The 11,899-nt window shown below is 60.0% G+C and carries 9 protein-coding genes, 2 tRNA genes and 1 pseudogene; 6 read left to right on the forward strand and 6 right to left on the reverse strand.

From position 1 onward, the window contains the following. The 5 genes from pgsA to ACE3SS_RS02895 all read left to right on the forward strand — a co-directional run bounded on the left by pgsA (position 1) and on the right by ACE3SS_RS02895 (position 3,406). Positions 1 to 567 carry a CDP-diacylglycerol--glycerol-3-phosphate 3-phosphatidyltransferase gene (pgsA, locus tag ACE3SS_RS02875; protein WP_374591113.1) on the forward strand — a complete coding sequence of 189 codons (567 nt, stop codon included), beginning with the start codon at positions 1 to 3 and terminating at the stop codon, positions 565 to 567. A gap of 229 nt (positions 568 to 796) precedes the next feature. Then, on the forward strand, positions 797 to 1,069 hold the full coding sequence (locus ACE3SS_RS02880; protein WP_374591116.1) for an HU family DNA-binding protein: 273 nt from the start codon (positions 797 to 799) through the stop codon (positions 1,067 to 1,069). Positions 1,070 to 1,105: 36 nt separating this feature from the next. Beyond that, a tRNA-Val gene (locus ACE3SS_RS02885) sits at positions 1,106 to 1,181 on the forward strand. 102 nt (positions 1,182 to 1,283) lie between these two features. After that, positions 1,284 to 3,227 (forward strand): SurA N-terminal domain-containing protein, encoded by a 1,944-nt coding sequence (locus tag ACE3SS_RS02890; protein WP_374591119.1) that lies wholly within the window; start codon positions 1,284 to 1,286, stop codon positions 3,225 to 3,227. A gap of 103 nt (positions 3,228 to 3,330) precedes the next feature. After that, positions 3,331 to 3,406: transfer RNA gene (locus tag ACE3SS_RS02895), tRNA-His, on the forward strand. A 159-nt stretch (positions 3,407 to 3,565) separates the two neighbouring features. Here ACE3SS_RS02895 and ACE3SS_RS02900 read toward each other — a convergent pair. From ACE3SS_RS02900 to ACE3SS_RS02915, 4 genes are all read right to left on the reverse strand, one after another. Next, positions 3,566 to 4,711, reverse strand: coding sequence for a hypothetical protein (locus ACE3SS_RS02900; protein WP_374591122.1), 1,146 nt, complete (start codon positions 4,709 to 4,711; stop codon positions 3,566 to 3,568). A gap of 128 nt (positions 4,712 to 4,839) precedes the next feature. Beyond that, entirely contained in the window at positions 4,840 to 5,625 is a 786-nt protein-coding gene (locus ACE3SS_RS02905; protein WP_374591125.1) for an outer membrane lipoprotein-sorting protein, read from the reverse strand. After that, positions 5,622 to 6,932 (reverse strand): ABC transporter permease, encoded by a 1,311-nt coding sequence (locus ACE3SS_RS02910; protein ID WP_374591127.1) that lies wholly within the window; start codon positions 6,930 to 6,932, stop codon positions 5,622 to 5,624. Before ACE3SS_RS02910 ends, ACE3SS_RS02905 begins: the two co-directional genes overlap by 4 nt. Next, complete coding sequence (locus tag ACE3SS_RS02915; protein ID WP_374256978.1) at positions 6,929 to 7,663, reverse strand: ABC transporter ATP-binding protein; 735 nt, start codon at positions 7,661 to 7,663, stop codon at positions 6,929 to 6,931. The genes ACE3SS_RS02910 and ACE3SS_RS02915 overlap by 4 nt, the downstream gene beginning before the upstream one ends. Between ACE3SS_RS02915 and ACE3SS_RS02920 the strand changes: the two genes are divergently transcribed. After that, a complete protein-coding gene (locus tag ACE3SS_RS02920) occupies positions 7,662 to 8,729 on the forward strand; it encodes a helix-turn-helix domain-containing protein (RefSeq protein WP_374256976.1) in 1,068 nt (355 codons plus the stop codon). The genes ACE3SS_RS02915 and ACE3SS_RS02920 overlap by 2 nt on opposite strands. A gap of 979 nt (positions 8,730 to 9,708) precedes the next feature. On the opposite strand, the pseudogene istA reads toward ACE3SS_RS02920, so the two are convergent. Beyond that, positions 9,709 to 10,320, reverse strand: a pseudogene (istA, locus tag ACE3SS_RS02925) (IS21-like element ISJsp3 family transposase); the annotation flags it as partial. 62 nt (positions 10,321 to 10,382) lie between these two features. After that, the coding region (locus ACE3SS_RS02930) for a transposase (RefSeq protein WP_374591132.1) at positions 10,383 to 11,899 on the reverse strand (1,517 nt) is incomplete at its 5' end.

Genomic DNA, 11,899 nt, shown 5'->3' on the forward strand with positions numbered 1-11,899 from the left:
ATGTTTTTCAATCTGCCCACCTTATTGACGTGGGCACGCATCGTTGCCATCCCGCTGATAGCCGGGCTTTTCTACCTCGATATGCCTGCGGAAGTTCGCAATCAGGCCGCGTCGGGTTTGTTTGTCCTGGTCGCCTTCACCGATTGGGCAGATGGTTACCTAGCGCGCAAGCTCAACCAAACGTCCGCGTTCGGCGCGTTTCTCGACCCCGTGGCAGACAAGCTGCTGGTTTGCGCATCCTTGCTGGTTCTGGCGCACCTTCAGCGGGTGAATGTGCTGGTGGCGCTGGTGATCCTCGGACGAGAAATCACCATCTCGGCATTGCGTGAGTGGATGGCTCAAATCGGCGCTTCGGCCAGCGTGGCGGTCCACATGCTCGGCAAACTGAAAACCGCGGCGCAGATGGTCGCGATCACGCTGCTGTTGCACGACGGCGTACTGCTCGGATCGATCAACGCACATTGGTGGGGGACGGTGTTGATCTACGTAGCAGCCGTGTTGACCATCTGGTCGATGGTCTATTACCTGCAAAAGGCCTTGCCGGCCATCCGTGCCAAGGCGCGTTGATTGGGCGACAGGCTCAACGCCTGTCAAGCGAGCATCCACGCGTGTGCATCCCGCAGTGCGCCGCACGAATCCGCATAGAATGCACACTCGTTCGACAATACGGGCCGCTAAAAAATGCTTGGCAACTGCCCGGCACGTAGCCAGTTCCGATTGCGCGCGACCCATTTTGCGGGCCCGGTCAAACCAGGCTCTTCGACTGTTGTGAGACGCCTTGAGAGGGGGTACCTTCGTGAACAAGTCCGATTTGATTGAACACATCGCCAAGCAAGCCGATATTTCCAAGGCTGCTGCTGCGCGCGCACTCGAAGCCGTGATCGGCGGCGTGAAGACCACCTTGAAAAAAGGCGGCACCGTGTCGTTGGTGGGCTTTGGCACTTTCGCTGTCACCAAGCGCGCTGCCCGCAGCGGCCGCAACCCGCGTACCGGCGACACGATCAAGATCAAGTCAGCCAAGGTGCCCAAGTTCCGCCCAGGCAAGGCACTGAAAGACGCGGTCAACTAAGTCGGTCGCTTCTGACGCGGCGATCTGACTCGTCGGGGGTGCTTAGCTCAGTTGGTAGAGCGGCGCCCTTACAAGGCGTAGGTCGGGGGTTCGAGCCCCTCAGCACCCACCACCGCCGGATCAGAGCGCAGCGACATGCAATTGGCCGCCTGATGAGCAGGGTGGCACATGAAGGCGAACCGAGGTTCGCCTTTGTTCTTGATGGGGTTCCCCGATGTTAGATTTCGTTCGACAACACACGCGTGTCATTCAGATCGTGTTGCTGCCACTGATCGCGGTGGGCTTTGTCGCCGTAGGTATCCAGGGCTATTCCAAGTTCATGGACGATACCGACACGATCGCCACAGTCGCCGGTCAGAAAATCACCCAAACCCAGTGGGATGCAACTCAGCGCGCCGAGGCGGATCGCGTCCGTGCCCAGATGCCGAACGTCGATGCCAAGGTCTTTGATACGCCGATGTTCAAAAAGCGTACCCTGGATGGATTGGTGCAAGAGCAGGTCATGCTGACCGCTGCAGACAAACTCCATCTGGTGGTCCCTGACAGCCGCCTGGCCCGCCTGATCTCCAGCGACCCTCAACTGACCCCCTTCCTCACGCCCGAAGGTCAGTGGAACAAGACCCTGCTCGAGGCCCGCGGCCGCACCTCGCAGCAACTCGAATCTCAACTGCGTACGCAGTATTCGCTGCAACAAGTCATCGGTGGGATTACCGCGAGTGCGTTCGCTCCCGCCGTAGCCAATCAGGTCGCGCTCGAGGCAGTGATGCAGCGACGCGAAGTGCAACTGGCGCGCTTCGATGCGAAGGCTTACGCCGCCAGCATTCAGCCTACTGATGCCGAGTTGCAAAAGTACTACGACGACAAAGACCACGCCGCCCTGTTGACGGCGCCTGAGCAGGCGGACATCGAATACGTGGTGCTCGACTTGCCTGCAGTGCAGGCCGGTATCAAGGTCGATGAGACGGAGCTTCGCAATTTCTACGAACAGAACGTCAAGCAGCGCTATACCTCGCCAGAGGAGCGGCGCACGTCGCACATCCTGATCAAGCTCGATCCGAACGCTACGTCCGATCAACGCAAAGCGGCGCGAGCCAAGGCTGAGAGCTTGCTGGCGCAGATCAAGAAGAGCCCGAGCAGCTTTGCCGAGCTGGCGAAACGCCATTCCGATGATCCCGGGTCGGCGGCCAATGGTGGCGATCTCGGCTTCATCGGGCGCGGCGTGATGACCAAGCCCTTCGATGATGCTGCGTTCGCGCTCAAACCCGGGCTACTGAGCGATCTCGTCGAGAGTGACTTCGGGTATCACATCATTCTGATCACTGCCGTGCGAGGTGGCGACGTGCATTCGTTCGACTCCGTCCGCGGAGAGATCGAGGCAGAAGTCAAGAAGCAACAGGCGCAGCGCCAGTATGCCGAGGCCGCCGAGCGCTTTACTAATTTGGTTTACGAGCAGGCAGACAGCCTTCAGCCCGTGGCTGATCAACTCAAGCTGACCATCCAGAAGGCCAATGCCGTAACGCGCGCGCCGAGTTCCGGCGCGACGGCTGGCCTGCTCAGCAACGCCAAATTTCTGGAGACCCTGTTCGATCAGTCGAACGTGACGAACAAGCGCAATACCGAGGCAATCGAAATCGGACCGAACCAGATCGTGGCCGGTCGTGTGACGCATTACAGCGCCGCCCGCAAACGCGCTTTTGATGAAGTCAAGGCTCAGATGCGTTCGGCCGTGGTGGCGGCCAAAGCTTTTCAGATGGCTCGCGACGACGCTCAACGACAATTAGATGCCTGGAAGACGGCGCCAGATGCTGCCAAGCTCGGCGCACCGGTGGTGCTATCACGTCGGCAGGCGGCAGATTTACCACCGGCGCTGATTGATGCCGCTCTCAAGGCGCCTGCTGACAAGTTGCCCGGATGGGTGGTTGTCAACGTGCCTGAGCAAGGGTCGGTGGTGCTCAAGGTCAACAAGGTGCTGTCGTCAGACATGAATGCCGACCAGATCAAGCTTGCCAGCGGTGAATTCGCGCAACTGTGGGCGGCAGCCGAAGGCCAGTCCTACTTCAATGCGTTGAAGTCCCGCTACAAGGTTGCGGTATTGCCCGCCGTCCAAGCCAAGCTCGACAAGCCGACCGATAAAGGTCTTGATGCCCAAGCTCGGTAGTCGAGCGCACCCGCATCAGGCACCGAGCCGCAGTTCTGGAAAATAAACTTGTATAGAGCTTGAATATTCTTCATCAATACACGTTATAATTTTTGGCTCTACGGTGGCTGTAGCTCAGTTGGTAGAGTCCAGGATTGTGATTCCTGTTGTCGTGGGTTCGAGTCCCATCAGCCACCCCATATATTCCGCAAGCGCATGAAGCCTTGATTCCTTTTGGAATCAAGGCTTTTTTGCTTCAGGGCCCGGCGCTATCTGCCTGCGGCGCGGGCAGTCTGGCTGCTCACAGGTGCTCCCTTGACGGTGATCGGCGAGCAGTCAATCTGTTTGGATAGAGTCTTTCAGAACGCGAAGACCTTCGCCCCGATCGTCAATCGACTGTCTATCGTGGAGCCGAATTCAGTACGCTGCCCGCCTCCTGTTTGACTAAGCACGACGAAGGCAGAGAGTCGAGTCCAGAGATTCTTCTCGACGTAGAGCATTGCCATTCCGCTGCCATCGGTGATGTTGGATGTGAGCTCGGCGCGCCAGATCAGCCGGGTGTCTTGCGGGTTGCTTTGCCAGCCCAGCCAGAGGTAGTTGCGACCGAACAGCCGCGGCGCCTGATCCAGCAAAGATTGAGGCAGCGCACCAAGCCAGACGTTTCCCGGCAATGGGTTGTGACGCGCAAGTGCCTCAATTCGTTGAGCGGTGTCGAATAGCTGCTCAAGTTGCTTGGGACGCAGTCCGCCGCTGTTGTGCAGCCATTCGGCAGTGAGCACATGCCCGTTTTCGAGGGTGTAACTCGCGCCTGCGAGCCAGGTGTTGCCGCTGGGCGCGGGCAGACTGCTGTTGCCGACTTCACTGTAAAGCAGCCACTCGTCGCTCGGAACGTATTGGGCAAACGCGCCAACAAAGCCTGGTTCGTGGTCGCGTAGCGCCACGTTGATGCTGATGAGATGTCCTTCACCTTGGTAGTCCACCTTGGCAAAACGGGTTTGCGGCAGATGGATGGGGGGCGCGATTTCCGAGGTAGCAAACACATTGCCCAAGGTCAGTCGCCACGGGCCTGCGCCATGCGTGGCGCGAACTAGATCCACGCCAGATATGGCAGCGAGGGGTTGGGTGCGCCCCGCATCGAAATAGAAGGGGTTGCTGGGTGAGCGGAAGGTTGCGGGCCCCCACGTCAGCAGTTCTCTGCCCGCAACAACCGTGTCGGCATCGCGTTTGATTCGAACAAATCCTTGTGTGAGATTGACCTGGCTGTGGTTTTGCGTGTGATCAGGAACACCGCCGCTGGTTTCTGGGCCCAGCCAGCTTCGTTGCGCCCAAGCTCTGAAATCGAATACCGCGTCGGTGGAGTCCAGCGACCAGCGCAAACCCAGACGCGATTCGGCCACGGCTTGCTCAACGGGAACGCGCAGCACGATGTTGTCCGGATTGATCGGGCTGTCTGAGCGCAGCCGTGTCTGGGACGTGTAGCCCCACGATTCGAGCGCGGTCGACATGTGTGCCGCGGGAGGTGATTCGATCGGCTGATCGTCTGCCGCAGTCGCCCATGCTCCCGTCAAGCCGAGCGCGCCTCCCAAACAGAGCGCACGAATGGCGCGTTGCGAGCCATATGGGCAGGCGAGTGTCATTGAAGATTGGCGACGTCAAACTCTGAGGAGGGCACGGGCTTGACGACGATCTTGTTGTAGCTCATGGTGGTTTTTGCATCGGTCAGGGCATCGTTGATCTGCATGCGGCTGACGAATGGAATGGTGCGGCCGTTGATGACGATGCGCGCGTCGTAATCGAACTCGGCCGATTTCATCTTCTTGCCCGAAAGCGAAAGAAAGTCGGCCTTCACCGCCACGCCTTTTTGAGCGGCCACCCAGTAGATGATGCGGTCGTAGGTGGCTTGTCGCGAGGTGGCGGTGAGTTCGAGCACATGGCAGGGGGTGCCGTCGATGGTTTCGTCGCGCAGGTATTTGGCGTCGTAATCCTTGGCGTAGTTGGTGGCGGCGATGTCGCCGATGGCGGCCTGGCCACTCAGGCGTTGGCGCGGCGAGATGGCCACGGGCTTTTTGAGGCCCGGTTTGGTCATCCACATGTTGCGATCCACCTGCAGCATCTTCGAGCCTTTGACGTTGGGTGGATCGATCACCTCGGCCAGACTCGATGTGGCGGTGGCCATCACGCGCACCCGCTCATCGGGCTGATCATCGATGGTGCGGCCGGTGTTTACGAGGTGCACCTCCCAGACGAGCCCGGGCAGGCCACCGCCTCGGGCCTGATCGGCGCTGCGCACCAGGGCCTGGGCATCGGGCTCGGCCTGTGCGGTGTCGGGTGTGGCGCTCAGCGTGACGGCCAGCACGAGCGCTGCGAGGCTCAGGCGCGAGAGGGGGCGGAGCAGGGGGGATGCGGTGGTGGCGGTCATACGTGTCCGAGTGATTCGATGATGAGGTTGCGGGCGGCGCGGCGGGCGGGCAAGAAGGCGGCCACGATGGCCAGCGAGGCAAGCACCAGGGCCACGATGGCGGTGCGTGCGGCATCAAAGCCGATGTAGAGCGGCACGGCCAGCGTGCTGGCGGGCGGCACGTAGCGGAAGTCTGCCGCGTTCACCCCCCAGCGCACCACGCCCGTGAGCGCCAGCCCGGCGAGCGAGCCCACCACAACCAGCATCACGGCTTCGAGCACAAAGAGGCGGATCACGCCCCAGCGACGCAACCCGATGGCGCGCAGGGTGCCGATCTCGCGCGTGCGCTCAACCACCGCCATGCTCATCGCATTGAAGATCGACAGCACCACGATGGCCAGCACCACCGAGAGCATCAAGGCAAAGATCATGTCGTAGAGCGTTTTGACTTGTCGGTAGAACATCGACATCTCTTGCCAGGTGCGTACCTGCATATCGAGCCCGGCGGCCTTGAACTTGGCGTCGAGCGCGTTGCGCATCGCATTCGATTCGTCTTCGCCGGGCGATTTCTGCTCATAGGCCAGCAGCAGTTGCTGCGTGATGTCGAGTTTGGTCGAGGGGGCGCGGGCCGATGGCAGCAGCAGCGTCAGCACCTCGGCCCGGCCCTTGGCATCCATCAGCTCGCGGGCCAGATCGAGCGGCATGATGGCGAGCTTGTCGTTGGTGGCGACGTTGCCGGTGTTGACCGTGCCGGTGATGTCGACATCGGCGGCGTTGGCCTGCCCGTGGATGGTGCTCGACAACACCGAGGCGCTGTCGCCCACACGCAGGCCCAGGATGTCGGCCAGACCTTGCGAAAGCGATACCCCGGCTGGCCGCGTGGGGTCGAGCGCGCCGGGCGCATCACGAAACGGCCCGCGCAAGATCAGCTGATCGGACGGATGGATGCCCACGGCCACGAAGATGGTGCTGGTGCGGCCGTTGGACAGCAGCCCCGATGCCGTCATGCGCGGTATCACGTGCGTGCCCGGCAGCGTGTCGTGCACGATGCGCGTAACGCGCTCGATTTCGCTGGCCGTGAGCATGTAGCGCGAGGGGTGCAGCTTGCCTTCGGTTACCCAGCCATTGCGGTTGATCGTGAGGTGGCCGACCGTTTCGGCATGGATCGCCGAGTTGGCCAGCACGGTGTAGCTCGCGTGCGTGTAGCCCGCGAAGATCGACACCGCCGCGAAGCCGAAGGCCAGGCTGCCCAGCGTTACCAGGCTGCGCCTGCGGTTGCGCCACAGGTTGCGCCACGCCATGCTCAGGGTGCTCGCGGTGATGTTCATGCGTGCACCTCGCGCGCGGTGTCTTGGTAGCGGTCTTCAGAGATCAGGCCGTCTTCGAGCCGCAACTGGCGCGGCACGCGCCCCAGCAGCCGCGGGTCGTGCGTGGTGAAGATGCAGGTGACGCCGGTTTCTCGGTTGAGCTGCTCGATCAGATCGATCACCTCGTGGCTGGTTCGCGAGTCGAGGTTGGCCGTGGGTTCATCGGCAATCAGCAGCTGCGGCTCGCCGGCCAGCGCTCGAGCAATGGCCACGCGCTGGCGCTGTCCGCCCGAGAGCCGATCAGGCCGAAAGCCCTCAAAGGCCGATAGCCCCACCTTGCCCAGCCATGTGCGTGCGCGCTGTTGCGCTTGCGCCGATGGCACGCCCTGAATTTGCAGCGGCAGCATCACGTTTTCTAGCGCCGTGAGCACCGGCACCAGGTTGAAGCTCTGAAACACGTAGCCCACTTTGTGGTTGCGGCGATCAGACAAGGCGTTGTCCGACAGCGCCAGCACGTTCTCGCCGTCGAACGTGATGCGCCCGCGCGTGGGGGCGTCGATCAGGCCCAGCAGATTGAGCAAGGTGGATTTGCCACTGCCCGATGGCCCCCAGATGGCGACGAATTCGCCGCGCCCGATGGTGAGATCGATGCCTCGCAGTGCGCGGATCAGAGTCTGGCCGAGCGTGAATTCGCGCTCGATGCCCGAGAGCTCGAACAGCGGCGCAGACGAAGAGGGTGGGGGCAAGGCCATGATGAATCAATCCAGCTCAAACACTATCGTTGGTCGACAAGAACAGCGCGCCGCGATGCTAACGACGTGTCTCGGATGCGTATTGAACGTTTGCGACATCGATCATGCAAGGCATCCGCTCCGGCGCACGGTTTCTTTCTTACACTTGGCGCTCATGTCCGGCGCTGATGCATCTGCTTGTATGGTCGATCCTGCAACCGCGTGGCTGCGATTACCCAGGGTGTCGCTGGCGCATTGTTTGCGCGGATTCGCGGTGCGCGATACCCGAGCCGTGGAGCTCAGCAATTCGCAGCGGGTGAACTACTTTCCGGCGATGCCGCACTGCACGCTCTCATGGTTCTTTTCTGGCACGGGCGCGCTCACCGAACTCACCACGGAAGGCGCCCCGCGCTGCCCCTTTCTGCCCATGCCGGGCCGGCTGGTTTTCAGCGGGCCGCAAACCCGCCCGCTGGTCTCGAGGAATCCCGGCCCGGTGCACGCCATGATGGTGGGCTTCATGCCTGATGCCATGAGTCTGCTGACAGGCATTGACGTGAGCGACTTTGTCAATCGCACAGTCTCGGCCAGCGACCTGTTGAGCGACGACTGGCTCGACATGTGCCAGCGCGTGTTCGAGCTCGACCGCGACGATCAGCGCATCGCCTGCATCGAGCAGTTTCTTGCCCCGCGCTGGCAGGCTGTGCGCCCTGGCGGTGCGGGCCCCGGCCATCTGATCGCCGATTGGTCTGACGGGCTGGCGCTGCGTGCAGCCAACTCTGGCCTGGGGCGCAGCCTGCGCCAGATCGAGCGCCGCATCAAGCTCTGGACAGGCCAGCCGCTACGCGAACTGCGCGGCCAGGGGCGGCTCGAGCGAGCGTTTTTCGATGTGGTGCTGGCGCAAGAAATGGGCGATGTGAATTGGGGCGATGTAGCTTGCGGCGCAGGCTTTGCCGATCAATCCCACCTGTGCCGCCAAACCCGCCGCATCACCGGCTTCTCACCCGAAGAACTGCGCCGCCGCATCGCGCAAGATGAAGGCTTCTGGGTCTATCGAATCTGGGGGTTTGGCGATGCGGAAACGGTCTAGGGCATGTTTCTCAAGACGTTGCTCGCATCCAGCTTTTGAATCGGTTTATCAGTTTCTCTGGTCACCAAAACCCCAGGGGCCGCTACCAAAATTCTGTTGTCCCGACACATAGTGTCGGGACAACGAAATTCCGGTAACGCTTGGCCTTTCGAATCAACTAGTTAAGAGGTGCTGATGCAGTGTCAGCACACTTGCTCTGCGAGTCCCAACAAATTGTTTGCGCGATAAGTTGTTGTGAGAGACATCTCACAAATCACTTTAAGTTCGGCGTCAAAATTTTGGTAACGCGACACAAGTTGACTTCGTTCGCTGGTCAGACCGCCTTGAGCAGTTGATCCACAACTTGGGCCACGCCGTTTGATCTACCGAGAGTCTGTTCTTCGGAAGCAAAGCGAAGCGCGAGGGATAAGCCATTCGCTGTCGGGCGGCCCAAAAGCTGCCGGTCGGCGGATCGGGAATGAGTTGCGGCAATCGCCTGAATCGGCATCCGATCATGAACTCTCGCGCCACAGCGCTTGCGGTCCTAGATTCAAGCGCATCGACTGACCGCTCCACCGCAGCATGCAGCCCTTTGACCTTGGATGGAGGGGATGCTCGCAATCATGTTCGACCGAACTACCTGCTCAGCGGTACCCTAAACTTTGCGCCGGCCTGCGTCGCTGGGAACAGCGCGAACCCTGAACGGGCAAATGTCAGTTGGTAGCTCATGTTCTGAGCCAGCCAGGTTCTACGCTAGCGCTCAATAGTCCGTCACTGCACTGTCGCCTCGGTTTGGCACTTGAGGTAACGCATCATCAAAAATTCGGGGAGAGAAGATGACGACGATTCACGCTGCCGTGCTGCATAAGTTGACAAAAGAGCCGCATGGCCCTGCGTCAGTGCAGACCCGCGACGCCCCGCTGCAGTTGACACCGGCCGTGGTCACCTTGGTCGAGCAGATCACCGACCTGTACGGCAACCGTGCCAGCAAGGGTTACGACATCAGATGGGCGCGCTCATGCTCCAGCATCTCGGCCACGCTGAACTGCGAATGCTCTGGATGGCGAACCTCTGACCACAGGCTGCGGCAGCGCTCGCCCAGCCAGGCGTTGAGTTCGGCAAAGGAGCCAAAGCGCTGCTTGGCCGCATCGATCCAGATGCGCCGCCTGCTGTCTTGCACGTTCTTCTCAACGACACCCTTCTCCCAACCGCTGGCTACGTTGCAGAAGTCAGCGTCGAACAGGTAGTGCGCGCACATCACCGCAAAGCGTGCGTTGACCACTCGGCCCTTGCCCTTCTTGACCTGGTCCACTGCCGTCTTCATGTTGTCGTAGATGCCCCGTCGGGCCACCCCGCCCAGCGCAGCAAAGCTGCGCGTGTGCGCGTCGCACAGCATCTCGTGGCCCTGGCTTGGATAGGCCACCAGCCAGAACGCACGGCTGGCACACAGCTTCATGTGCGAGACCTGCAGACGGTAGTAGATGCCGCCCACCACCAGACCCTCTTCGCTCCAGTCAAACTGGAATGCCTCGCCCAGCTCGAACGACAAGGGCACGAAGGCACGTGTCGATGCTGCTTGGCCCTCGCCTTGGCGCCACTGGCGGATGAAATCGGGGTACAGCCGACATACGTGCAAAAACAGGACTTAGCGTGCCCTTGCTGACCTTGAGCTCTTTAAATTTGCAGTGACGTATCCAGTGGCTCTGGGATTGCATCAGAGTCGATGATGTAGTCTCCAAAACGCTTGATATGGCTGGTGATGTAGGGACTGAGTGTGGCGACATCTTCCCGCTTCACTTCGACACCCTCTTGCTTGAGTTGCCGGATGATTCGCGTCTGATCAACCACATTGTGGAAAATGACCGCATTGGCAACCAGGTCGTTGTACTTGATGATTTTTTCCTGCTCCTCGGGATCGTTGTCTGCAATGACTCCCTCCCCGCCAAAAAACAGCCATTTCGAGAACCCGTTATAGGCCTCGACCTTGTTGGTGGTCGCTGTGATTTGTTCGCGCAACTCCATGTCGGAGATGTATCGCAACAGAAAGGCGGTTCGTACAACTCGGCCCAGCTCGCGAAATGCTTGGTACAGGCGATTTTTCCGGCTGTAGTTTCCCAGCTTGCGCAGCAGCGTAGACGACGAGATTTTGCCCGCCTTGATCGATAGAACGACACGAAACAGATCCTTCCAATGGGTCTCGATCAGGCTCCAATCGATCACATCGGTGAACAGCGAATCAATGTGCTGATAGGCCGTCTCTTTGCTGGGGCGGAAAAACACCAAGTCATGCCAGTTGCGAATCCGAGGCATCAGCTTGATGCCGAGTAGGTATGCCAGTGCAAACACCGGTGCGGACTGTCCTTGCGTATCTGCATGAACGGTATCGGGTTGGATGTCGGAGTGGTTCTGCAACAAACCTTCAATGATGTAGACGGCTTCCCATACGCCACATGGAATGAAGTGACTGAACAGTGCGACATAGGTGTCGGCTACATGGTGATAAGCAATGCCACCGTAGCCCCCATAGCGAATGTGGTACTCGGCCAGAAGGTTCTGGTCGTACATATCGAACTTCGTGCCATCGGCAGCCGCAGTTTTCCCATCACCCCAAACTTTAGGCAATTCAAACGCATGGTAACGATTGATGATGTCCTTGAGGGCTGCGTTCAACTTATCGGCGTTGGCATGACGCCGGTTGATGAAGGACAGCATGTGCGGTGTCACAGCGCCGCGCAAATGCCTGGATGCCTGCGCTGGACCTAGGTTGCAACCGTATGTGAAGGCGGTCAGGATATACCGCTCGCCTGGATTGTCGATTTTGGGGTCGGATCCGGACAGCGGACCAAAGTGTCGGTTCCACCCCGTCCAATGAGCGACATTGCACAGCACATCAATGACGTTGCGCTCTTTGAGGCGGTCAAGAACGGTGGATTCCAGAGCACGAGCAGAGGGAGTCGGCTCTTTTGCAACGTGACGTTTGAGAACTGGCTGGCCACTGTCGTCAATGACGAGGGCTTTGTTCTCAGGAAATCCCTTATCCACCTTCTCGGCAGTCAGCGTCAACCAGTCGCACAGGTTGGTGACGAAGTCCTGCGACTCACCAGGAAACCCCAATTGCTGGCAGTACGGTGCAACCATTGGCGCACACTCTTCCCAACTCAGGAGCTGATCGCGATAGTCGGCGTATGTTT

Origin of the sequence: Aquabacterium sp. (assembly GCF_041915145.1) — a bacterium.
Taxonomy (GTDB): domain Bacteria; phylum Pseudomonadota; class Gammaproteobacteria; order Burkholderiales; family Burkholderiaceae_C; genus Aquabacterium.